A 20,389-nucleotide genomic window follows, 5' to 3' on the forward strand; every position below is an offset into this window, starting at 1 on the left:
GATCAGAGATGGAAGGCCGGCAGCTTCGGAAGCGTCAGTTCCGGCAGGCTGAACCGGGGCATCGTCAGCTCCGGCAGGTTGGCCGAGACGGCCGCCCAGTCGATGTAGGTCGAGAGATAGCCCGCCGTCAGCAGCAGAAGCACCGCGAGCAGCGAGCGGAAGCCGAAGGCCGAGAAGCGGAAGGCGAGTTCCTTGTTGAACAGGTCCTCGATCAGCTGGTCCTGCAGCCGGCGCGCGGCGGTGGCGTCATCGACCGAGTTGGTCAGCACCTTCTGCGCGGCCACCTGATCGACCTGCGCGACGCCGAGCGCAAGGCGCAGCACGAAGGGGATGCAGCAGACCGCGATGGCGATCAGCAGGAGCCGCCCGACCTGCCAGCTCGGCAGTGTGAAGGCGAGCGTGAGGACCGCGCCCAGCACCACGGCCCAGAGTGCGACCAGCGTCGCGCTGCGGATCTCGACCTTGCGGAGGAAGGCCTGCAGCACCTCCTGCGCCTCGGGGCTGCGATCGGTGATGTTGCCGGGCGATGTCGCCTGAAGCTGCGCATAGAGCTGGAAGCGCTTGCGCCACATCGGGAAGCGTGCGGAGCGGGGGTATTCGGGATAACGGAACTGGCGGCGCAGTTCGAGATAGTAGACCGCGGCGAAGTACCAGACGACGAGCGTCGCCGCGATGACGTTCTGGATGGTTACGATGTGTTGGACGGTGTACATGACCGGACCCTTTACCAAGATCCGGTCAGGGTATCAGCGCGACAGCCCACCTGCCAGATCGGGCATGTCCAGAGCGGCAAAGCCATAGTGACGCAGCCAGCGCAGGTCGCTTTCGAAGAAGGCCCGCAGATCGGGGATGCCGTATTTCAGCATGGCGATGCGGTCGATCCCCATGCCGAAGGCAAATCCCTGCCATTCGTCGGGGTTCACCCCCGCCGCCGCCAGCACCTTCGGATGCACCATGCCGCTGCCGAGGATCTCCAGCCAGCCGTCGCCCTCGCCGATCTTCAGCTGTCCGCCCTCCCACGAGCAGCGGATGTCCACCTCGGCCGAGGGCTCGGTGAAGGGGAAGTGCGAGGCGCGGAAGCGCAGCTCGACCGAGGGCACCTCGAAGAAGGCGCGGCAGAATTCTTCCAACACCCACTTGAGGTTGGCCATCGAGATGTCGCGGTCGATCGCAAGCCCCTCGACCTGATGGAACATCGGCGTGTGGGTCTGGTCCATGTCCATGCGATAGACGCGGCCCGGGGCGATCACCCGGATGGGAGCGCCCTGCGCCTGCATGGCGCGGATCTGCACCGGCGAGGTATGGGTGCGCAGCACATGCGGCGGGCGGGCATCGCCCTCGGCCCGCGCCATGAAGAAGGTGTCATGCTCCTGCCGGGCGGGATGCTCGGGCGGGATGTTCAGCGCGTCGAAGTTGAACCAGTCGCTTTCGACCTGAGGGCCTTCCGCCACGGCAAAGCCCATGTCGGCGAAGATCGCGGTCAGTTCGGCCATCACCTGCGACACGGGATGGATCGTGCCCATCCGGCGCGGGCGGCCCGGCAGCGTCACGTCGAGCCATTCGGTCTTCAGTCGCGCATCCAGCGCCGCATCGGCCAGCCCGGCCTTGCGGGCGCGCAGGCTCGCGTCGATCTCGTCGCGCAGGCGGTTGAGGGCGGCGCCGACCGTGCTGCGCTCTTCCGGCGTCATCTGGCCCAGCTCGCGCATCTTCAGGCTGATCTCGCCCTTCTTGCCCAGCGCGGCAAGGCGGACCTCCTCGAGCGCAGCCTCGTCGGAGGCGGCGGCGATGGCCTCGATGTATTTGCCTCTGAGCGTGTCGAGCGCGGTCATGGTCAGTCTCCGGTGCGGGTGACGGGGTGCTACCCAGAGAGGGGCGGTTTGTCCAGAGCGGGGCGGGGACAACCCCCGGACATGGAAAAGCCCCGCGCGAGCGGCGGGGCTTCCCGAAAGCGGAAATGGGCGGCCTCAGGCCAGCGCGGCCTTTGCCTGCGCGGCGATGGCGTTGAACGCCTCCGGCTCGTGCACGGCGAGATCGGCGAGAACCTTGCGGTCCACCTCGATCCCGGCTTTCGCCAGACCGTTGATGAAGCGCGAATAGGTCATCTCGAGGTCGAACAGGCGGACGGCGGCGTTGATCCGCTGGATCCACAGCGCGCGGAAGTTGCGCTTGCGGGCCTTGCGGTCGCGGGTCGCATACTGGTTCGCCTTGTCGACGGCCTGCGTCGCGGTGCGGAAGTTGGTGGAGCGGGCGGCATAGTAGCCCTTCGCCTGCTTGATGACCTTGCGGTGACGGGCGTGGGTGACCTTGCCGGACTTGACGCGGGACATGTGAAGCTCTCCTTACCGGTCGTAGGGCATGTATTTCTTGACGATCTTCGCGTCCGAGTCGCACAGGACCATCGTCCCGGTCACGTCGCGGATGAATTTCGTCGAGCGCTTGATCATGCCGTGGCGCTTGCCGGCCGGGCCGGCCTTCACCTTGCCGGTGGCGGTGAAGCTGAAGCGCTTCTTCGCCGCGGACTTGGTCTTCATCTTGGGCATTTCCATCTCCTCTTGCGAGCGGTTCTGGCACGACTCGGCATGCCACTTCGGCCGGCCGTGCGGGTGAGTGGCGCCCTATAGGCGGGGGAGGGCCGCGGTGCAAGCGGATTCAGTTCAGGAACCGGCCGATCACGTTCGAGAACACCTGCGGGATGTCGGCCAGTTCATAGCCGCCCGGGCGGGCCTGCAGCGCTACGGCGACAGCCGTCCCAGCCAGCAGCAGGCCCACGGCGCCCGCGCGCGGCGGGCGGCCGTCGTTCAGCGCCGACAGCGTCGAGGGGATGGCGACTGCGCCGAGGACGAGGCCCGTGACGAGAAGGAGTTCGCTGTCCAAAGCCGTCTCCCCGCTTTCTGCCAAGGGCCTGCCCGGGCGCAGGTTATTCGGGATCGACGCTGTAAATCAATCGTTCGTCGCAGGGGGCCACGCGAAGGATGTTGGTCGTGCCCCTGACGTTGAAGGGAACGCCCGCCACCACGGCGATCTGCTCATGCTCCTGAGCGAAGCCGTCGGCCAGCGCCGCCCGCGCCGCGCAGATCACCGCGCCCTTGAAGCGTTCCTGCGGCTCGGTCACCACGCAATGTGTGCCCCAGGTCAGCGCGAGCCGCCGCGCGGTCTCGATCAGCGGGGTCAGCGCTAGGATCGGCACCCGCGGACGTTCGCGCGCGACCAGCGAGACGGTCTTGCCAGTCTGGGTGAAGCAGCAGATGGCCTTGATCGGCGTGGTCTCGGCGATCTCGCGCGCGGCGGCCACGATGGCATCGGCCACGCTGGCCCGCTTGGCGGTGCGGCTCGCCTCGATGATGTCGCGATAGACGGGATCGTTCTCGACCGAGATGGCGGTGTTGTTCATCGTCATCACCGCCTCGATCGGATACGAGCCGGCGGCGGATTCGGCCGAGAGCATCACCGCATCGGCGCCCTCGTAGATCGCCGTCGCCACGTCCGAAACCTCGGCGCGCGTGGGCATCGGCGAATCGATCATCGACTCGAGCATCTGGGTCGCCACGATCACCGGCTTGGCCGCCGCCCGCGCCCCGCGCACAAGGCGCTTCTGGATCGGCGGCACCGCCTGCACGGGCAGCTCGACCCCAAGGTCGCCGCGCGCGACCATGATGCCGTCGGACACCGCAAGGATGGCCTCGAAGGCATTCACCGCCGCGGGCTTCTCGATCTTCGACAGGATGGCCGCCCGGCCGCGGGCAAGGCTGCGCGCCTCCTCGACGTCCTCGGGGCGCTGCACGAACGAGAGCGCCAGCCAGTCCACGCCCAGTTCGCAGGCGAATTCCAGGTCGCGCCGGTCCTTCTCGGACAGCGCGGCGAGCGGCAGCAGCACGTCGGGCACGTTCACGCCCTTGCGGTTCGAGATCGTCCCGCCCACCGTCACGATGCAGTCGGCATGATCGGGGCTGCAGTCCTTGACCTGCAGGCGGATCTTGCCGTCATTGACCAGAAGCGTGGCGCCGGGTTCCAAGGCCGCGAAGATCTCGGGATGCGGCAGGTTCACCCGCTGCGCCGTTCCGGGCGTCGGATCGAGGTCCAGCCGGAACATCGACCGGTCCTCCAGTTCCTCGGAGCCGTTGGCGAAGACGCCGACGCGCAGCTTCGGCCCCTGCAGGTCGGCAAGGATGCCGATGGGCGTGCCGGTCTCGGCCTCGATCTGGCGAATGATGGCGTGCCGCGCGCGGATGTCGTCATGCGAACCGTGGCTCATGTTGAGCCGGAACACGTCGGCGCCTGCCTCGAAAAGCGCGCGGATGGTGGCGTGGTCGTTGGAGGCCGGGCCCAGGGTGGCCACGATCTTTACATTGCGAAGGCGTCTCATGCTGCCTCGTTTCCTCAAAGTTCCATCGATGTCGTGGTGGGCCGTCATCTCTATGGCCCAAAGCCCGGGGCGCGGCAACTGGCGCTTTTTCCTGTTGCGGCTTAAACGGTGGGTCTGACAGCCTCGTGACAGGGAGACCCGGATGAGCGCCTTCGAGATCGTCGGAGCGGACCGCCCGTCGCGCTGGCTGGTGACCTGCGATCATGCCTCGAACCGGGTGCCGCCCGAGGTCGCCGGCGGCGACCTGGGCCTGCCGCCCGAGGAGATGGGGCGCCACATCGCCTATGACGTCGGTGCCGCGGGCGTGGCGCGCGAGCTGGCTGCGCGGCTCGACGGTCCTTGCGTGCTTTCCACCTTCTCGCGGCTGGTGATCGACCCGAACCGGGGCGAGATGGACCCGACGCTGGTGATGCGGCTCTATGACGGCACGATCATCCCCGCGAACCGCCATGTCGATGCGGCCGAGGTTGAACGGCGGCTCGACCTGCTGCACCGGCCCTACCATGCCGCGCTGGCGCGTCTGGCGGCGCGGCGGGCGGATACGGTGATCGTGGCGATCCATTCCTTCACGCCGCGGCTGCAGGGCCGTGGCCCGCGGCCCTGGCATGTAGGCGTGCTGCATTCGCATCTCGACAGCGCCTTCAGCCTTGCGCTGATCGCGCGGCTGCGGGAGGAGCCCGACCTCTGCGTGGGGGACAACGAGCCCTATCTCGGCCACCTGCCAGGCGACTCGATCGACCGTCACGCCCTGCAGCGCGGGCGGCTGAACACGCTGATCGAGCTGCGCCATGACCTGATCCGCGAGGAGGCGGAGCAGGTCGCCTGGGCCGCGCGGCTGGCGCCGATCCTGCAGGAGGTTCTGGCCGGCTTCCCGGAATGACAGGGGGCGGCCGAAGCCGCCCCGGGTCGCGCCGATGCCGGTCAGTCAGACGGCTGCCTTGAGGCTTTCGTCCAGATAGATCTCGCGCAGGCGGGCGGCGACCGAACCCGGCTTGCCGGTGCCGACCGGCTTGCCGTCGATCTCGACCACCGGCATCACGAAGGCCGAGGCGGAGGTGAAGAAGGCCTCGTCCGCCGCCTGCGCCTCGTCGATGGTGAAGGGGCGTTCCTCAACCTCCATCTGCGCCTCGCGGGCGAAGCGCAGGACGGCGGCGCGGGTGATGCCGTGCAGGATGTCGTTGCCGAGGTGGCGGGTGATGATCTTGCCACCCTTCACGATATAGACGTTGTTCGAGGTGCCCTCGGTCACCATGCCGTCCTCGACGAACCAGGCGTCATCGACATGGGCCTTCTTGGCCGCCATCTTGGCCATCGACGGGTAGAGGAGTTGCACCGTCTTGATGTCGCGCCGGCCCCAGCGGATGTCGGGGATCGAGATGACCTTGATGCCGACCTTCGCCACCGGGTTTGCGGCAAGGCCGGGCTTCGACTGCGTGAAGAGCACCACGGTCGGCTTCGTGTCCGCCGGCGGGAAGGCAAAGTCGCGGTCGCCCGGATTGCCGCGGGTGATCTGGAGATAGACCATCCCCTCGTCGATCGCGTTCTTCGCCACCAGTTCGCGGTGGATCGCCAGCAGCTCGTCCGCGCTCATAGGCATCGCCATGTCCAGCTCGCCCAGCGACCGCGCGAGGCGCTCGGCGTGGCCCGCGAAGTCGATCAGCTTGCCCGCGAGGACCGAGGTCACCTCGTAGACGCCATCGGCCATGAGAAAGCCCCGGTCGAAGATCGAGACCTTGGCCTCTTCCTCGGGAAGATACTCCCCGTTCACATAGACGATGCGGCTCATGCTTAACCCCAGAGTTCGGCGGATGGCGGGTGAATGCCGGCCTCGTCGAAGACCAGCGGATGCTCGCGGTCTTCGGCCAGAAGCAGCGGCCCGTCAAGGTCGACATAAGCCGCACCCTGCGCCACCAGCACGGCCGGCGCCATGGCAAGCGACGATCCGACCATGCAGCCGACCATCAGGCCATAGCCCTCGGCCAGGGCTGCATCCTTCAGCGCCAGCGCCTCGGTCAGGCCGCCGGTCTTGTCGAGCTTGATGTTCACGACATCGTATTTGCCCTTCAGCCCGGCCAGCGAGTGCCGGTCGTGGCAGGATTCGTCGGCGCAGACCGGCAGGGGGCGGGCAATCTCGGCCAGAAGGTCGTCCTGACCGGCCGGCAGCGGCTGCTCGACCAGCGCCACGCCCAGACGGATCAGATGCGGCGCCAGATCGACATAGACCTCGGCGGTCCACCCTTCGTTGGCATCGACGATGATCCGGGTCGAGGGCGCGCCCGCCCGCACCGCCTCGAGCCGGGGCATGTCGTCGGGCGTGCCGAGCTTGATCTTCAGCAGCGGGCGATGCGCGTTCCGCGCCGCCGCGGCGCGCATGTTGTCGGGCGTATCCAGCGACAGGGTGAAGGCCGTGACCTGCGGCACCGGTGCGGGCAGGCCCAGCAGCTGCCAGACCCGCTTGCCGCTGTCCCTGGCTTCGAGATCCCACAGCGCGCAATCCACCGCGTTGCGGGCCGCCCCCGCGGGCAACAGGCCTTGCAGGTCGGCGCGGGTGAGGTTCTCGGGCAGGGTCGCGATCTGGTCGGCCACGCTCTCCAGCGTCTCGCCATAACGGGCATAGGGGACGCATTCGCCGCGGCCCGTCACGCCGCCGCGGGTGACATGGATGGTCAGCACCCGGGCCTCGGTGCGCGAGCCGCGCGAGATTGTGAAGACCTCGGCGAGGCGGAAGCTCTCGGGGGTGACGGTGATCATGGGGCTCCTCCGGCCGATGCGTCGTTCGCGGGGCATGGCCCGCTGCCGCCCCGGCCGCGCCGCGATGCGGTCGGCGCCGCCGGGCAGCGGGCGGAGGCTACACCGCCATCAGCGCATCCACCAGCCGGCCGGCGCCGTGGCGGAACGGATCGACGGTCGGCAGGCCGGTGCGGGCCTCGATCTCGGTGCAGCAGGCCAGTGCCTCGGCATCCGACAGGGCCGCCGTGTTGATCGCGCAGCCCACCGCCACACAGGCCGGATTGGCTACCCGTGCCATGGCCAGCGCGGCATCGCGGACCTGCTCGATCGTGGGCAGCTTGTAGTCGGGCAGGCCGCGCATGTGGGCGCGCGTCGGCTCGTGGCAGATGATCAGCGCGTCGGGCTGCCCGCCATGGATCAGCGCGAGCGTCACGCCCGAATAGCTGACGTGGAACAGCGAGCCCTGGCCCTCGATCAAGTCCCAGTGGTCGGGATCGTTGTCGGGCGTCAGCCACTCGATCGAGCCGGCCATGAAATCCGCGACCACCGCATCCAGCGGCACCCCGTCGCCGGTGATCAGGATGCCGGTCTGCCCCGTCGCGCGGAAGGTGGCATTCAGCCCGCGTGCCCGCATCTCCTTGTCCACGCACAGCGCGGTATACATCTTGCCGATCGAGCAGTCGGTGCCCACGGCCAGCATCCGCTTGCCGCGGCGCTTGCGGCCGTTGGCGATGGGATAGTCCACCTCGGGCACCCGCACGTCATGCAGCTGCCGCCCGGTCGCCCGCGCCACCGCCGCAAGATCCTCCTCGTCGCGCAGCAGGTTGTGCAGGCCCGAGGCGAGGTCAAAGCCTTCTTCCAGCGCCGCCACCAGCACCTTCTTCCACGCGGGCGAGATCACCCCGCCGCGGTTCGCCACGCCGATCACCAGCGTCCTGCAGCCCGCGGCCTTCGCCTCGGCCAGCGTCATGTCGGGCAGGCCGAGATCGGCCTTGCAGCCCTCCATCCGGAACTGCCCCAGCGCGAACTCGGGGCGCCAGTCCTTGATCCCCTGCGCGACCTTTGCCGCCAGCGCGTCCGGCGCATCGCCGAGAAAGAGCAGGTAGGGGGTCTGGATCATCGAAGGCATCCTTGCGTCTGGGTCGGCGCGATGATGCGCGACGAGCGGCGGAATTGCATCGCATTCTCTGCGTCTGGTGCCGAGATTGACGCAATGTTCTTCGGCGCCGAGCTGCAGGTGACGAATTTTCTTTCCAGATGCCATGGCCTTGCGCAAGCTCTGCCTCTTGCTGCGGCTGCATTCTGCGAATGCGAAAGGCGCTTGCGCGCCACTGCGCAATAATATAACCAAATGCCACAAGATGAAGAAACTTCCTTGCCGAGAGAACGCATGAGCTTCCGCATCCAGCCTACGCCGCCCGCCCGTCCCAACCGCTGCCAGTTGTTCGGGCCCGGCTCGCGGCCTGCTCTGTTCGAGAAGATGGCGGCCTCGGCGGCGGATGTCATCAACCTCGACCTCGAGGATTCGGTGGCGCCCGACGACAAGCCGCAGGCGCGCGCCAACATCATCGAGGCGATCAACACGCTCGACTGGCGCCGCAAGTATCTCTCGGTCCGCATCAACGGCCTCGACACGCCGTTCTGGTATCGCGACGTGGTGGACCTGCTGGAGCAGGCGGGCGAACGACTCGACCAGATCATGATTCCCAAGGTGGGCTGTGCGGCGGATGTCTATGCCGTCGATGCGCTGGTGACCGCCATCGAGCGCGCCAAGGGCCGCATGAAGCCCGTCAGCTTCGAGGTCATCATCGAATCGGCCGCCGGCATCGCCCATGTCGAGGAGATCGCGGCCTCCTCGCCCCGCCTGCAGGCCATGAGCCTCGGCGCGGCCGACTTCGCGGCCTCGATGGGGATGCAGACGACCGGCATCGGCGGCACGCAGGAAAACTACTACATGCTGCACGAGGGCGCGAAGCACTGGTCCGACCCGTGGCACTGGGCGCAGGCGGCCATCGTCGCGGCCTGCCGCACGCACGGCATCCTGCCGGTGGACGGACCCTTCGGCGACTTCTCGGACGATGAGGGCTTCCGCGCCCAGGCCCGCCGTTCGGCGACCCTCGGCATGGTGGGCAAGTGGGCGATCCACCCCAAGCAGGTGGCGCTGGCGAACGAGGTATTCACCCCCTCCGAAAAGGCGGTGACCGAGGCGCGGGAAATTCTCTCTGCGATGGAGGCCGCCAAGGCCCGCGGCGAGGGAGCGACGGTCTACAAGGGAAGACTCGTTGACATAGCGTCCATCAAACAGGCAGAAGTGATTGTGAGACAGGCGGAAATGATCTCAGCCTGAGACATACCGGCGCTGCGGCAAGTTGGGAGGCAAACCGTAGCAAGACGGGAGGACGCGCGCCCCGGACCCCGGTCCGGGGCGTTGCTGTTGTCAGGTCAGCGGAACGCAGATGTCGGTCACCAGCTGGTCCGAGGGCGTGTCCATCGAGGCGTTGCGGTAGATCTCCAGCACCGGCCCCTCGGCCTGGGTCTCGCGGTTCTCCGGCAGCCACCGCGTGAACAGGTAGCGATAGGCGTCGGCCAGCCCTGAATAGGGGCCGGTGTAGCGCAGCACGGCATGGCGACCCCCGCTCAGCCGCAACTCCTGCAGGGGCGCGGCAATGTCCATCCCGGCGGGCACGTCGATGCCGGCATGGCTGTGCAGCGTGCCCGCAGGCGCCAGAACGGGATTGTCCCAATAGACCCCGACCATGCAGCCGGCGCGGTCCAGAAGCCCGCGCTCCTCCAGGATCTGGCAGGTCTGGCCCAGGGTGCAGCCGATTTCCTCGAAGGACCCGGCATGCAGCAGGGCCGCAAGCCGGCGGGGGGCCTTGTCGCGAATTTGCACGGGATACATGGCCTTGCTCCTCAACTCGTCACGGACAGCAACCTCATGTTGCGCCAGAATTTCGCCCGTCCTCGTGTGGCACTTTGACCGGGCGGCGCCGCGGGCGCGCATCAGCCGGTTGACGTTGCGTCAGATGCGCCATCCGCGGCCGGCGCCTGCGGCGGCGCGTCCCGGCCGGCTTGTTGCATTTGTCCCCGCCGGGCTGCATATACCGTGCCGGTCCGCACGGAGTGTCCGCGATGAACTATCTCGAATTCGAAAAGCCGCTCTCGGAGATCGAGGGCAAGGCCGAGGAACTGCGCGCCCTGGCCCGGGGCAACAAGGAGATGGACGTCGAGAAGGAAGCGGCCGCGCTCGACAAGAAGGCCGAGACGCTGCTGAAGGACCTCTACAAGGATCTCTCGCCCTGGCGGAAATGCCAGGTCGCGCGGCACCCGGACCGGCCGCACTGCAAGGATTACATCGAGGGGCTGTTCACCGACTACACCCCGCTCGCGGGTGACCGGAACTTCGCCGACGACCATGCCATCATGGGGGGGCTTGCGCGGTTCAACGACAACCCGGTGGTGGTGATCGGGCAGGAGAAGGGCCACGACACCAAGACCCGCATCGAACGCAACTTCGGCATGGCCCGCCCCGAGGGCTATCGCAAGGCGATCCGCCTGATGGACCTTGCGCACCGCTTCAAGCTGCCGGTCATCACGCTGGTCGACACCCCCGGCGCCTATCCCGGCAAGGGCGCGGAAGAGCGCGGGCAGGCCGAGGCCATCGCACGCGCCACGCAGAAATGCCTGGAGATCGGCGTGCCGCTGGTGACGGTGGTAATCGGCGAGGGCGGCTCGGGCGGGGCCGTGGCGCTGGCGACCGCGAACCGGATCGCGATGCTGGAACATTCCGTCTATTCGGTGATCTCGCCCGAGGGCTGCGCCTCGATCCTGTGGAAGGACGCCGAGAAGATGCGCGAGGCCGCCGAGGCGCTGCGCCTGACCGCGCAGGACCTGCACAAGCTGGGCGTCATCGACCGCATCATCAAGGAACCGCTGGGCGGCGCACAGCGCGGCCGCCGCGAGACCGTCGAGGCGGTCGGCAAGGCCGTCGAGATGATGCTGAAGGAGCTGATCGGCCGCAAGCCGGAGTGGCTGATCAGGGACCGCCGCAACAAGTTCCTCGACATGGGGTCGAAGGGTCTGGCTGCGTGAGCGCCTGGCTGCTCGTGCTGCTGGCCGGTCTGCTGGAGACCGGCTGGGCGCTGGGCCTGAAATACTCGGACGGCTTCACCCGGCCGGTGCCGAGCGTGCTGACGCTGATCGGCGCGGTGGCCAGCTTCTGGCTCTTGAGCCTTGCCATGAAGAGCCTGCCGGTCGGCACCGCCTATGCGGTCTGGGTGGGCATCGGCGCCGTCGGGACGGCGCTGCTGGCCATGGCGCTGTTCGGCGAGCCTGCCTCGCCGCTGCGGATCGCAGGGATCGGGCTGATCGTGGCGGGCATCGTCGCGCTGAAGCTTGCCTGAACCGTTCCGGTAAGCGGAAAGTAACCCTCCTCTGCAAGCGTGTCGCGCAGCAGCGGAGGCCTGTATGTTCCTGAGAAGTGCAAAGAGGGGTGCACCTCCCGTCTTCCGGTGGGTGGCCGAGGAGGCGCGGGACGGGACCGATCCCGCGGCGGGGTTTCCGGCCGGGGCGCGGGTGCTGACCGCCGACGGGCCGCGCGCCCTGCGCAGCCTCCGGCCGGGCGACCGGGTCTGGTCGCCCGGCGACGGCTTCCTTCCCGTGCTGGCCGTCGAGCGGCACATCCTGCGGCCGGAGCCCTTGGCCGATCCGCGCGGCTGGCCGGTCAGGGTCGCGCCGGATGCGCTGGGCAAGGGCGTGCCGGAGCGGGCTCTGCTGCTGTCTCCGGCGCAGCGGATCTGCCTGAAGGGGAGGGCCGACGCGCCTCACGCGCCCCCGTCCGTGGTTCTGGTGCCCATCCTCGCGCTGGTCAACGGGTCGAGCATCGCGCAGCGTCCGCCGGACGGCCCGGTTCCCGCCGTCCGCTTCCTGCTCGGCGCACAGAGTATCGTGCCGGTCGAGGGGCTTCCGTGCGAGGCGCCGCGCCGTCGCCGCCTGTTCGGTCTCGATCCGCTTGCGTTCTGGCCGACGTCGGCCGCGGGTGACCCGCCGCGGGGCGGATCGTCCGGAACTCGGGCGCGGCCCTGAAGCCGGAACGGGAAAGGACCACCGTCGCGCGCCGACGTCCTGATCCGGGCAGCCGCGGAAGACCCGTCGGCGGCGCACCTCAGTCGAAGGTGCCCATCGCCCGTCCGAACAGCATGAAGGCGCGCGCGGTGCGGGTCTCGGCCATCTCGATGATCTCGGCATCGCTCGCCTGAGGCGCGAAATGCGAGAACGTGCGGTCGAAGGCACGCAGGAAGTGGTGCGCCGCATCGCGGAACACCGGATCCTCGCGCATCCGCGTCGAGACGAGCGCCAGCGCATCCTTGTCGTGGATCCCGCCGAGGTCCGAGATCGTCTTGCCGCGCTCGCCCGTGGCGAAGCGGCGCCAGATCTCCGGCCGGGCGCGATCGGGCGACAGATCCTCCATGAACAGGCCGAGCTGGCTCAGCAGCGTCAACACGTCCTGCGCCGCCCGCACGAGCTTGGCCGAGGACGGATCCTCGAGCGCGCGCCGGAGCGCGCGGAAGCCCGCGCGATCCTCGGCCGTCTCGGGGAAGTTCAGGGCGCGCACCAGATCGGCCACGCTCAACGGCGCGCGGGTGCGCGGACGGCCCAGCGCAAGCGCCGGCTGGTCCTCGGCCGCGCGGGGGGCGGCGGGCACGTCCTCGACGGGCGGGGCACAAAGCTCGGCCAGCCGCAGTTCAAGCTGATGCTGCGCCGTGGCCAGATCCTCGACCCGCTTCTCCAGCGCGACGCGGGCCGCGCCGCCCTGCTGGCTTGCGATATGCGCCTTGCGCATTGCATCGACCGCCACGCCGAGCCGCTCGTTCTCGGACCGCAGCACCCGGATGGTGCGCAGGAACAGCACCATGGCGACCGTCAGGCCCAGCGGCAGCAGCACTGCGAGAATCGCCAGCGCATGGGCGAAGAAGCCACCTTCGCCGCCCACCATCAGGTGCAGGGCGACACCCAGCGTCCAGAGCAGCCCCACCCCGCCGACCGCCGCCTCGGCCGGCGTGAGCGCGGCCAGCCGCTCGCGCGCGTAAAGACCCAGATCGAGAGGCTTGTCGTGAGGGTCGGTCATGCGCGGCCTCAGACGAAGCGGACCGAGACCACCTCGTAGCCGCGCTCGCCGCCCGGCGTCTTCACCTCGATCGAATCCCCCTCGTCCTTGCCGATCAGGGCCCGGGCGAGCGGCGACTTGATGTTGAGCAGGCCGTTCTCGATGTCGGCCTCGGCCTCGCCGACGATCTGGTAGGTCCGCTCTTCCTCGGTCTCCTCGTCGAGGATCGTGACCGTGGCGCCGAACTTGATCGAGCCGGAAAGCTTCGTCGGATCGATCACCTCGGCCAGCGACAGGATCGCTTCCAGCTCCTTGATCCGGCCTTCGATGAAGCTCTGCTTCTCGCGCGCGGCGTGGTATTCGGCGTTCTCCGAAAGATCGCCATGCTCGCGCGCCTCGGCGATGGCGCGGATGACGGCCGGGCGCTCCACGGTCTTGAGCGTCTTGAGTTCGTCGTCGAGCGCGTTGAAGCCCGCGCGGGTCATCGGGATCTTTTCCATCGGCCTTCACCCAAAAAACAGAAAGCCACGGCCCGGGCAGGGCCATGACCTCGAATGGTTGTCTTTCCCGCACCTGAGCCGATGGGGCGCCCAAATGCAAGAGGGCGCTTGTCTGGGCGGCGTCGCACCGCGCAACCGCAGCATTTGTCGCGGCATCGCGGCGAGCCGGCCGCGGCGTCACGATTGACCTTGCGTCCTCCATGTTGCAAGACCGGTTGACTGCCTTGACAGCCTTATCCAGCCGGGTGACCGCGCCCAGAGCCCGCCAGAGGACCGCCTGATGACCGACCAGATCACCCGCGAGCAGATGGAATATGATGTCGTGATCGTGGGGGCTGGACCCGCGGGCCTTTCGGCGGCGATCCGGCTGAAGCAGCTTGATCCCGACCTGTCGGTGGTGCTGCTGGAAAAAGGCTCCGAAGTGGGCGCGCACATCCTGTCGGGCGCGGTGCTGGACCCGACCGGGCTGAACGCGCTGATCCCGGACTGGAAGGAGAAGGGCGCCCCGCTGAACACCCCGGTGACCGAGGACCACTTCTTCCTGCTCACGCCCGCGGGCCAGCACATGCTGCCCAGCTGGCCGGTGCCGAAGCTGATGGACAACCACGGCAACTACGTCGTCTCGATGGGCAATGTCTGCCGCTGGATGGCGACGCAGGCCGAGGAACTGGGTGTCGAGATCTTCCCGGGCATGTCCTGCTCGGAGCTGGTCTATGGCGAGAATGGCGAGGTCCGCGGCGTGGTCGCGGGCGAGTTCGGCAAGCAGTCGGATGGCACTCCCGGCCCGAACTACGAGCCGGGGATGGAGCTTCTGGGCAAGTATGTCCTGCTGGCCGAGGGCGTGCGCGGGTCGCTCTCGAAGCAGGTGATGGAGAAGTTCGACCTTCGCAAGGGCTATGGGCCGCAGAAATACGGCCTCGGCATGAAGGAGATCTGGGAGATCGATCCCAAGAAGCACAAGCCCGGCCGGATCTGGCACACGATGGGCTGGCCCTTGGGCAAGAACGCGGGCGGCGGCTCGTTCATCTACCATGCCGAGAACAACCAGGTCTTCATCGGCCTCGTGGTGCACCTGAACTACGAGAACCCGCACCTCTATCCCTACGCCGAGTTCCAGCGCTTCAAGCACCACCCGATGGTGGCCGAGCTGCTGAAGGGCGGCAAGCGCGTGGCCTATGGCGCGCGGGCGATCAGCGAGGGCGGCTTCCAGTCGCTGCCGAAGATGGTCTTCCCGGGCGGCGCGCTGCTCGGCTGCTCGGCCGGCATGGTCAACGTGCCGCGCATCAAGGGCAACCACAACGCGATGCTTTCGGGCAAGGCCGCGGCCGAGGCCGCCCATGCCGCGATCAAGGAGGGCCGTCAGGGCGACGAACTGACCTCCTACGAGAAGGAGGTCCGCAAGGGCCCCATCGGGCAGGACCTGTGGAAGGTGCGCAACGTCAAGCCGATCTGGTCGCATCTGGGGCTTTACGCCTCGATGGCGCTGGGCGGGCTGGACATGTGGACGAACAGCCTGTTCGGCTTCTCGGTCTTCGGCACGATGAAGCACCACAAGGACGATGCGCGCGACACGCAGCCCGCGAAGTTCCACGCGCCGATCGACTATCCGAAGCCTGATGGCGTGCTGTCCTTCGACCGGCTGACGAACGTGGCCTTCTCCTTCACCAATCACGAGGAAAGCCAGCCGGCGCATCTGAAGCTGAAGGACCCGTCGATCCCGATCGCGGTCAACCTGCCGACCTTCGCCGAACCCGCTCAGCGCTACTGCCCGGCGGGCGTCTACGAGGTGGTGAGCGAGGCCGGGCGCGAACCGCGCTTCGTGATCAACTTCCAGAACTGCGTGCACTGCAAGACCTGCGACATCAAGGACCCCAGCCAGAACATCGTGTGGACGACCCCGCAGGGTGGCGACGGCCCGAACTATCCGAACATGTGAGCGGTTGACATTTGCGCGAGCCTTTGCGTTCCGGTCCCGCGCGCATTGCCTTGCCCCTGCGGCACGGCTAGCGTTGCCGGAAACCGGAGGCGAACATCCATGGCGAACTTCCTGACGCGTCCCGTCCTGGCCCTGGCGCTCGCCGGGCTTCTGCCTGCGGCGACGCTGGCGCAGGATGGCGACGCGGGCGCCTATCTCGCTGCCCGTGTCGCGGCCGCCAGCAGCGATTATCGCGCGGCCAGCGACTGGTTCACGCGGGCGCTGGCGGACGATCCGGCCAATCAGGCCCTCGTCGAGGGCGCGCTGATCTCGGCCTTTTCGCTGGGCGAGATCGACAAGGCCGTGCCGCTGGCCAACCGGCTCGTCGAGGCCAAGGCGCCGAGCCAGCCCGCGGCGCTGGTGCTTTTGGCCGACCGGGCGCAGCGGCAGGATTTCGAGGCGATCCTGAAGGGCGGGCCGACCGGCCTTGGTCCGCTGGTGGACAAGCTCGCCATGGCCTGGGCGGCGCTCGGCGCCGGCCGGATGTCCGAGGCGCTGGCCGCCTTCGACGGGATCGCGCAGGCGGGGGACGGGCTGGAAGCCTTCGGCCTCTACCACAAGGCGCTGGCGCTGGCGGCGGCCGGCGATTTCGAGGGGGCGGACGCGATCCTCACCGGCAGCGACGGCAGGACGCTGCACGTGATGCGCCGCGGCTCGATCGCCCATGCGCAGATCCTCAGCCAGCTCGACCGGAACGCCGATGCCATCGCCATGCTCGACCGCAGCTTCGGCGCCGATGCCGATGCGGGCATCGACGCGCTGAAGGCCCGGCTGGGTGCTGGCGAAAAGCTGACCTACGACGTGGCGCGCAACGCGACCGAGGGCATGGCCGAGATCTTCTTCACCCTCGCCGGTGCGCTGAGCGGCGAGGGCGACGACGGCTCGACCCTGCTTTATGCCCGCACGACGATCCACCTGCGGCCCGACCATACCGAGGCGCTGCTGCTCACGGCGCAGATCCTTGACAACGAGGGGCAGCACCAGCTGGCCTCCGAGACCTACGCCCGCATCCCGACCTCGGACCCGATGTTCTTCGTGGCCGAGATCGGGCGCGCCGATGCGCTGCGCGCCGACGGCAAGACCGAGGCCTCGCTGGAGGTGCTGCAGGGCCTTGCGCGCAGCCGGGCCGACCTGATGCAGGTTCATCTGGCGCTGGGCGACGCGCTGCGCCGGGAAGAGCGCTATGCCGATGCCGTGGCCGCCTATGACGCGGCCATCGCCCGGGTCGAGGCGCCCGAGCGCCAGCACTGGCCGCTCTATTACAGCCGCGGCATCTGCCACGAGCGCCTGTCGCACTGGGCCGAGGCCGAGGCCGACTTCCGCAAGGCGCTGGCGCTGAACCCGGACGAGCCGCAGGTCCTGAACTACCTCGGCTATTCCTTCGTCGACCGGGGGCAGAACCTCGAGGAGGCGCTGTCGATGATCGAGCGTGCCGTCGCCGCCCGGCCCGAAAGCGGCTATATCATCGACAGCCTCGCCTGGGCCTACTTCCGCCTCGGCCGCTATCAGGATGCGGTGGAGCCGATGGAGAAGGCCTCGCTGCTCGAACCTGTCGATCCGATCGTCACCGACCATCTGGGCGATGTCTATTGGGCCGTAGGGCGCAAGCTCGAGGCCCGCTTCCAGTGGCGCCGCGCGCTGTCCTTCGACCCCGAGGAAAAGGAGGCCGAGCGCATCCGCCGCAAGCTTGCGGTCGGACTCGATGCGCTTCTGGCCGAGGAAGGCGCAAAACCGTTATCTGTTGCCGAAAGTGCGAATGACTGAAGCCTTTGCCCAAGCCAAGATCAACCTGACCCTGCATGTCACCGGCCAGCGGCCGGACGGCTATCATCTGCTCGATTCGCTCGTCGTCTTTGCCGAGGTGGGCGATACCGTCCGCGCCGAGGCCGCCGAGGAGTTGACGCTCGAGATCACCGGGCCGCAGGCTGGCAACCTGCCGGTGTCTGACGACAACCTCGTGCTGCGGGCCGCGCGTGCCATGGGCGGGCAGGGGGCGCGGCTCACGCTGGAAAAGCGCCTGCCGGTGGCCTCGGGCATCGGTGGCGGTTCGGCCGATGCCGCGGCGACGCTGAAGGCGCTGGCCGAATTGTGGGACGCGCCGCTGCCCGAGCCTGCGGCGGTGCTGAAGCTGGGCGCGGACGTTCCCGTCTGCCTCGAGGGCCGCGCGGTGCGGATGTCGGGCGTGGGCGAAGTGCTGAGCCCGCTCGATCACCCGCTTCCGCAGGCCTGGCTGGTGCTGGCCAACCCCGGCGTCTCTGTGCCCACGCCCCCGGTGTTCAAGGCGCTGGCCCGCCGGGACAACCCGCCGATGCCAAAGGTGCTGCCCGCCTGTGGCTCGGCCGAGGAACTGGCCACCTTCCTTGATGCGATGCGGAACGATCTGGAGGCGCCGGCCGTTAGCCTCGCGCCCGAGATCGCCGAGACGAAGGCGGAACTGTCGTCGCTGCCGGGCTGCCTGCTGGCCCGGATGTCGGGCTCGGGCGCGACCTGCTTCGGACTATTCGCGGATGAGGGCGGGGCGCGTGCGGGCGCCGAGAAGCTTCGGAGCCGCCGCCCCACATGGTGGGTGGAGCCTGCCCGGATGATCGGCTGAGGCAGGCCGGCCGCCGGAGGTGATCCGGCGGCGCGCTCTCAGGCGATGCGTTCGACGACGAAATCCGCCAGATCGTGCAGCATGTCGCGCAGCGGATGCGCCGGCAGCTTCGTCAGCGAGTCCCGCGCCACCGCGACCCAGTGCAGCGCGTCCTGACGCGCGGCTTCCATCGAGCCGTGACGGGTCATGATCGCATGCGCCTCGGCGAAGTCGCCCTCGCGCTGGTCACCCTTCTCGATCACGCGCTGCCAGAAGGCGCGCTCGGCCTCGTCAGCCTTGGCCACGGCCTTGATGACCGGCAGGGTCAGCTTGCGCTCGCGGAAGTCGTCGCCGGTGTTCTTGCCGATCTGGGCATCCACGCCGCCGTAGTCGAGCAGGTCGTCCACGATCTGGAAGGCGATCCCCAGCGCGTCGCCATAGGCGTGCAGGGCGTCCACCTGCTCGTCCGACACGCCCGCCACCACGCCGCCGACCTCGGTTGCCGCCGCGAACAGCGCCGCCGTCTTGCCGCGGACCACCTGCAGGTAGATGTCCTCGGTCGTGCGCAGGTCCTGCGCCGCGGTCAGCTGCAGCACCTCGCCTTCCGAGATCGTGGCCGAAGCGTTGGCGAGGATGTCCATCACGCGCAGCGACCCGGTCTCGACCATCAGCTGGAAGCTGCGGGCAAAGAGGTAGTCGCCGACCAGAACCGAGGACTTGTTGTCCCACAGGAGGTTGGCGGTCGGCTTGCCGCGGCGGCGGTGGCTTTCGTCCACCACGTCGTCATGCAACAGCGTCGCCGTGTGGATGAACTCGACCGTGGCCGCCAGATGGATGTGATAGGGGCCGTCATAGCCACACATCCGCGCGGCGGCCAGCGTCAGCAGCGGGCGGAGCCGCTTGCCGCCGGCTTCGACCAGATGGGCCGTCACCTCGGGGATGCGGGGCGCGTGTTTCGAGGCCATCCGCTCGCGGATCAGCGCGTTGACGGCTGCCATGTCCCCGGCGAGCCAAGTGGCGAGCCGTTCGTGCGGCTTTTGCGAAACCTCGTCCAATCCCATCCCGATCCTGCAACCTGCTCGACAAACCGACGCGTTGCCGACAATGTCCCCGACATGAAGGAACTGTTACGCACGACCGATCCGACGATCATCGCCTTCGCCACCGCGCTCCTTCAGGGCGAGGATATAGACGCCTTTCCGGTGGACGTCCACATGAGCGTCCTCGAAGGCTCGATCGGCATATTGCCGCGGCGGCTGTTTGTCTCTCTCGATGATTGGGACCGCGCCTGCCGCGTGATGGCCGACAACGGCATCGAGACCACTCCCTGATGTTCGCGCCTGACGAGCTGACCGACGACGGCTTCCTGGGCGGCCGGCTTCGGGTGCTGCAACCCCGGCGCGGCTACCGGGCCGCGACCGATCCGGTGCTGCTGGCGGCGGCCGTCCCGGCTGAGCCGGGGCAGAGCGTGCTCGAGCTTGGCTGCGGGGTGGGGGTGGCGAGCCTCTGCCTCGCCGCGCGGGTGCCGGAGCTGCGGCTGGCGGGGCTGGAGCTTCAGCCGGCCTATGCCGCGCTCGCGCGCGAGAACGCGGCGCGGAACGGGGTGGCGCTCGAGGTGGTCGAGGGTGACCTGGCCCGGATGCCCGCACCGCTGCGGGCGAGCTTCGACCATGTCATCGCCAACCCGCCCTATTACCCGGCGGGCGGCGGGACCGGGGCCGCCGACCCCGGCCGCGAGCGCGCGATGCGCGAGGCGACGCCGCTCGGGCTGTGGATCGGGGCCGGCATCCGGCGCCTTGCGCCCCGCGGCATTTTGTCGCTGATCTTCGGGGCGGATCGCCTGCCGGATGCGCTGGCCGCTCTTGATGCGCGCATGGGTTCGACGGTGGTGCTGCCACTTCAGGCGCGTGCCGGGCGCGAGGCCAAGAGAGTGATCCTCCAGTCCCGCAAGGGCGGCAAGGGCACGTTCCGCCTGCTGCCCCCCTTCGTGCTGCACGAGGGCGACCGCCACGACGGCGACCGCGAAAGCTTCACGCCTCCGGCCGCGCAGATCCTTCGCGGCGGCGGCGTTTTCCCGTTCAGGTTGATCTAGCCCTGCGCGAAGCTCCGCCAAAGGGCCCGAGTTTGCGTGACACGACTCGTC

23 protein-coding genes are annotated in these 20,389 nt (G+C 68.5%); 10 read left to right on the top strand and 13 right to left on the bottom strand.

Going from position 1 to position 20,389, the window contains the following annotated elements:
* Positions 1 to 2: 2 nt before the first annotated feature.
* The 6 genes from CK951_RS02230 to pyk all read right to left on the bottom strand — a co-directional run bounded on the left by CK951_RS02230 (position 3) and on the right by pyk (position 4,363).
* Positions 3 to 713 carry a hypothetical protein gene (locus CK951_RS02230; RefSeq protein WP_096784613.1) on the bottom strand — a complete coding sequence of 237 codons (711 nt, stop codon included), beginning with the start codon at positions 711 to 713 and terminating at the stop codon, positions 3 to 5.
* 33 nt (positions 714 to 746) lie between these two features.
* Positions 747 to 1,829 carry a phenylalanine--tRNA ligase subunit alpha gene (gene pheS, locus CK951_RS02235; RefSeq protein WP_096784614.1) on the bottom strand — a complete coding sequence of 361 codons (1,083 nt, stop codon included), beginning with the start codon at positions 1,827 to 1,829 and terminating at the stop codon, positions 747 to 749.
* A 135-nt stretch (positions 1,830 to 1,964) separates the two neighbouring features.
* Positions 1,965 to 2,327 carry a 50S ribosomal protein L20 gene (rplT, locus tag CK951_RS02240; RefSeq protein WP_096784615.1) on the bottom strand — a complete coding sequence of 121 codons (363 nt, stop codon included), beginning with the start codon at positions 2,325 to 2,327 and terminating at the stop codon, positions 1,965 to 1,967.
* Between the two features lie 12 nt (positions 2,328 to 2,339).
* The gene (gene rpmI / locus CK951_RS02245) at positions 2,340 to 2,540 is read right to left on the bottom strand and encodes a 50S ribosomal protein L35 (RefSeq protein WP_096784616.1); all 201 of its coding nucleotides are present in this window, start codon (positions 2,538 to 2,540) and stop codon (positions 2,340 to 2,342) included.
* Positions 2,541 to 2,649: 109 nt separating this feature from the next.
* Positions 2,650 to 2,874: a hypothetical protein gene (locus tag CK951_RS02250; protein WP_096784617.1), complete on the bottom strand. Its 225-nt coding sequence runs from the start codon at positions 2,872 to 2,874 to the stop codon at positions 2,650 to 2,652.
* A 43-nt stretch (positions 2,875 to 2,917) separates the two neighbouring features.
* A complete protein-coding gene (gene pyk, locus CK951_RS02255; protein ID WP_096784618.1) occupies positions 2,918 to 4,363 on the bottom strand; it encodes a pyruvate kinase in 1,446 nt (481 codons plus the stop codon).
* A gap of 142 nt (positions 4,364 to 4,505) precedes the next feature.
* Here pyk and CK951_RS02260 point away from each other — a divergent pair, with 142 nt between their 5' ends.
* A complete protein-coding gene (locus tag CK951_RS02260) occupies positions 4,506 to 5,243 on the top strand; it encodes an N-formylglutamate amidohydrolase (RefSeq protein WP_096784619.1) in 738 nt (245 codons plus the stop codon).
* A 45-nt stretch (positions 5,244 to 5,288) separates the two neighbouring features.
* Here CK951_RS02260 and CK951_RS02265 read toward each other — a convergent pair whose 3' ends face one another.
* The 3 genes from CK951_RS02265 to dgcN all read right to left on the bottom strand — a co-directional run bounded on the left by CK951_RS02265 (position 5,289) and on the right by dgcN (position 8,213).
* A complete protein-coding gene (locus CK951_RS02265) occupies positions 5,289 to 6,149 on the bottom strand; it encodes a D-amino-acid transaminase (RefSeq protein ID WP_096784620.1) in 861 nt (286 codons plus the stop codon).
* Positions 6,150 to 6,151: 2 nt separating this feature from the next.
* Positions 6,152 to 7,114 (bottom strand): N-acetyl-D-Glu racemase DgcA, encoded by a 963-nt coding sequence (dgcA, locus tag CK951_RS02270; protein WP_096784621.1) that lies wholly within the window; start codon positions 7,112 to 7,114, stop codon positions 6,152 to 6,154.
* A gap of 97 nt (positions 7,115 to 7,211) precedes the next feature.
* Positions 7,212 to 8,213 carry an N-acetyltransferase DgcN gene (dgcN, locus tag CK951_RS02275; RefSeq protein WP_096784622.1) on the bottom strand — a complete coding sequence of 334 codons (1,002 nt, stop codon included), beginning with the start codon at positions 8,211 to 8,213 and terminating at the stop codon, positions 7,212 to 7,214.
* 270 nt (positions 8,214 to 8,483) lie between these two features.
* Here dgcN and CK951_RS02280 point away from each other — a divergent pair, with 270 nt between their 5' ends.
* A complete protein-coding gene (locus CK951_RS02280) occupies positions 8,484 to 9,440 on the top strand; it encodes an L-malyl-CoA/beta-methylmalyl-CoA lyase (RefSeq protein ID WP_096784623.1) in 957 nt (318 codons plus the stop codon).
* A 90-nt stretch (positions 9,441 to 9,530) separates the two neighbouring features.
* Here CK951_RS02280 and CK951_RS02285 read toward each other — a convergent pair whose 3' ends face one another.
* Complete coding sequence (locus tag CK951_RS02285) at positions 9,531 to 9,995, bottom strand: GyrI-like domain-containing protein (protein WP_096784624.1); 465 nt, start codon at positions 9,993 to 9,995, stop codon at positions 9,531 to 9,533.
* Between the two features lie 230 nt (positions 9,996 to 10,225).
* On the opposite strand from CK951_RS02285, the gene CK951_RS02290 reads away from it, so the two are divergent.
* The 3 genes from CK951_RS02290 to CK951_RS02300 all read left to right on the top strand — a co-directional run bounded on the left by CK951_RS02290 (position 10,226) and on the right by CK951_RS02300 (position 12,178).
* On the top strand, positions 10,226 to 11,185 hold the full coding sequence (locus CK951_RS02290; protein WP_096784625.1) for an acetyl-CoA carboxylase carboxyltransferase subunit alpha: 960 nt from the start codon (positions 10,226 to 10,228) through the stop codon (positions 11,183 to 11,185).
* Positions 11,182 to 11,496, top strand: a complete 315-nt coding sequence (locus CK951_RS02295) for a multidrug efflux SMR transporter (protein WP_096784626.1) — start codon at positions 11,182 to 11,184, stop codon at positions 11,494 to 11,496. Before CK951_RS02290 ends, CK951_RS02295 begins: the two co-directional genes overlap by 4 nt.
* A 64-nt stretch (positions 11,497 to 11,560) precedes the next feature.
* On the top strand, positions 11,561 to 12,178 hold the full coding sequence (locus CK951_RS02300) for a Hint domain-containing protein (RefSeq protein ID WP_096784627.1): 618 nt from the start codon (positions 11,561 to 11,563) through the stop codon (positions 12,176 to 12,178).
* A 79-nt stretch (positions 12,179 to 12,257) separates the two neighbouring features.
* Here CK951_RS02300 and CK951_RS02305 read toward each other — a convergent pair whose 3' ends face one another.
* On the bottom strand, positions 12,258 to 13,220 hold the full coding sequence (locus tag CK951_RS02305; RefSeq protein WP_096784628.1) for a hypothetical protein: 963 nt from the start codon (positions 13,218 to 13,220) through the stop codon (positions 12,258 to 12,260).
* Between the two features lie 8 nt (positions 13,221 to 13,228).
* Positions 13,229 to 13,699 (bottom strand): transcription elongation factor GreA, encoded by a 471-nt coding sequence (gene greA / locus CK951_RS02310; RefSeq protein ID WP_198402385.1) that lies wholly within the window; start codon positions 13,697 to 13,699, stop codon positions 13,229 to 13,231.
* 280 nt (positions 13,700 to 13,979) lie between these two features.
* Between greA and CK951_RS02320 the strand changes: the two genes are divergently transcribed.
* The 3 genes from CK951_RS02320 to CK951_RS02330 all read left to right on the top strand — a co-directional run bounded on the left by CK951_RS02320 (position 13,980) and on the right by CK951_RS02330 (position 18,267).
* Entirely contained in the window at positions 13,980 to 15,635 is a 1,656-nt protein-coding gene (locus CK951_RS02320) for an electron transfer flavoprotein-ubiquinone oxidoreductase (protein ID WP_096784630.1), read from the top strand.
* A gap of 99 nt (positions 15,636 to 15,734) precedes the next feature.
* Entirely contained in the window at positions 15,735 to 17,438 is a 1,704-nt protein-coding gene (locus CK951_RS02325; protein ID WP_096784631.1) for a tetratricopeptide repeat protein, read from the top strand.
* Entirely contained in the window at positions 17,431 to 18,267 is an 837-nt protein-coding gene (locus CK951_RS02330) for a 4-(cytidine 5'-diphospho)-2-C-methyl-D-erythritol kinase (protein ID WP_096784632.1), read from the top strand. The genes CK951_RS02325 and CK951_RS02330 overlap by 8 nt, the downstream gene beginning before the upstream one ends.
* 38 nt (positions 18,268 to 18,305) lie before the next feature.
* Here the strand turns inward: CK951_RS02330 and CK951_RS02335 are convergent, their stop codons facing one another.
* Positions 18,306 to 19,307 carry a polyprenyl synthetase family protein gene (locus tag CK951_RS02335; protein ID WP_096784633.1) on the bottom strand — a complete coding sequence of 334 codons (1,002 nt, stop codon included), beginning with the start codon at positions 19,305 to 19,307 and terminating at the stop codon, positions 18,306 to 18,308.
* A gap of 54 nt (positions 19,308 to 19,361) precedes the next feature.
* Here CK951_RS02335 and CK951_RS02340 point away from each other — a divergent pair, with 54 nt between their 5' ends.
* Together CK951_RS02340 and CK951_RS02345 are read left to right on the top strand one after the other, a co-directional pair.
* Positions 19,362 to 19,577, top strand: a complete 216-nt coding sequence (locus CK951_RS02340; protein ID WP_096784634.1) for a DUF2007 domain-containing protein — start codon at positions 19,362 to 19,364, stop codon at positions 19,575 to 19,577.
* On the top strand, positions 19,577 to 20,338 hold the full coding sequence (locus CK951_RS02345; protein WP_096784635.1) for a tRNA1(Val) (adenine(37)-N6)-methyltransferase: 762 nt from the start codon (positions 19,577 to 19,579) through the stop codon (positions 20,336 to 20,338). The genes CK951_RS02340 and CK951_RS02345 overlap by 1 nt, the downstream gene beginning before the upstream one ends.
* Positions 20,339 to 20,389 lie beyond the last annotated feature (51 nt).

The sequence above is a fragment of the Rhodobacter sp. CZR27 genome, assembly GCF_002407205.1.
Classification (GTDB): domain Bacteria; phylum Pseudomonadota; class Alphaproteobacteria; order Rhodobacterales; family Rhodobacteraceae; genus Cereibacter_A.

What these genes read in the sequence shown, in the direction of transcription:
- CK951_RS02230 (WP_096784613.1), bottom strand. Translation starts at nt 713, where the DNA reads ATGTACACCGTCCAACACATCGTAACCATCCAGAACGTCATCGCGGCG.
- pheS (WP_096784614.1), bottom strand. Translation starts at nt 1,829, where the DNA reads ATGACCGCGCTCGACACGCTCAGAGGCAAATACATCGAGGCCATCGCC.
- rplT (WP_096784615.1), bottom strand. Translation starts at nt 2,327, where the DNA reads ATGTCCCGCGTCAAGTCCGGCAAGGTCACCCACGCCCGTCACCGCAAG.
- rpmI (WP_096784616.1), bottom strand. Translation starts at nt 2,540, where the DNA reads ATGCCCAAGATGAAGACCAAGTCCGCGGCGAAGAAGCGCTTCAGCTTC.
- pyk (WP_096784618.1), bottom strand. Translation starts at nt 4,363, where the DNA reads ATGAGACGCCTTCGCAATGTAAAGATCGTGGCCACCCTGGGCCCGGCC.
- CK951_RS02260 (WP_096784619.1), top strand. Translation starts at nt 4,506, where the DNA reads ATGAGCGCCTTCGAGATCGTCGGAGCGGACCGCCCGTCGCGCTGGCTG.
- CK951_RS02265 (WP_096784620.1), bottom strand. Translation starts at nt 6,149, where the DNA reads ATGAGCCGCATCGTCTATGTGAACGGGGAGTATCTTCCCGAGGAAGAG.
- dgcA (WP_096784621.1), bottom strand. Translation starts at nt 7,114, where the DNA reads ATGATCACCGTCACCCCCGAGAGCTTCCGCCTCGCCGAGGTCTTCACA.
- dgcN (WP_096784622.1), bottom strand. Translation starts at nt 8,213, where the DNA reads ATGATCCAGACCCCCTACCTGCTCTTTCTCGGCGATGCGCCGGACGCG.
- CK951_RS02280 (WP_096784623.1), top strand. Translation starts at nt 8,484, where the DNA reads ATGAGCTTCCGCATCCAGCCTACGCCGCCCGCCCGTCCCAACCGCTGC.
- CK951_RS02285 (WP_096784624.1), bottom strand. Translation starts at nt 9,995, where the DNA reads ATGTATCCCGTGCAAATTCGCGACAAGGCCCCCCGCCGGCTTGCGGCC.
- CK951_RS02290 (WP_096784625.1), top strand. Translation starts at nt 10,226, where the DNA reads ATGAACTATCTCGAATTCGAAAAGCCGCTCTCGGAGATCGAGGGCAAG.
- CK951_RS02300 (WP_096784627.1), top strand. Translation starts at nt 11,561, where the DNA reads ATGTTCCTGAGAAGTGCAAAGAGGGGTGCACCTCCCGTCTTCCGGTGG.
- CK951_RS02305 (WP_096784628.1), bottom strand. Translation starts at nt 13,220, where the DNA reads ATGACCGACCCTCACGACAAGCCTCTCGATCTGGGTCTTTACGCGCGC.
- greA (WP_198402385.1), bottom strand. Translation starts at nt 13,699, where the DNA reads ATGGAAAAGATCCCGATGACCCGCGCGGGCTTCAACGCGCTCGACGAC.
- CK951_RS02320 (WP_096784630.1), top strand. Translation starts at nt 13,980, where the DNA reads ATGACCGACCAGATCACCCGCGAGCAGATGGAATATGATGTCGTGATC.
- CK951_RS02325 (WP_096784631.1), top strand. Translation starts at nt 15,735, where the DNA reads ATGGCGAACTTCCTGACGCGTCCCGTCCTGGCCCTGGCGCTCGCCGGG.
- CK951_RS02330 (WP_096784632.1), top strand. Translation starts at nt 17,431, where the DNA reads ATGACTGAAGCCTTTGCCCAAGCCAAGATCAACCTGACCCTGCATGTC.
- CK951_RS02335 (WP_096784633.1), bottom strand. Translation starts at nt 19,307, where the DNA reads ATGGGATTGGACGAGGTTTCGCAAAAGCCGCACGAACGGCTCGCCACT.
- CK951_RS02340 (WP_096784634.1), top strand. Translation starts at nt 19,362, where the DNA reads ATGAAGGAACTGTTACGCACGACCGATCCGACGATCATCGCCTTCGCC.
- CK951_RS02345 (WP_096784635.1), top strand. Translation starts at nt 19,577, where the DNA reads ATGTTCGCGCCTGACGAGCTGACCGACGACGGCTTCCTGGGCGGCCGG.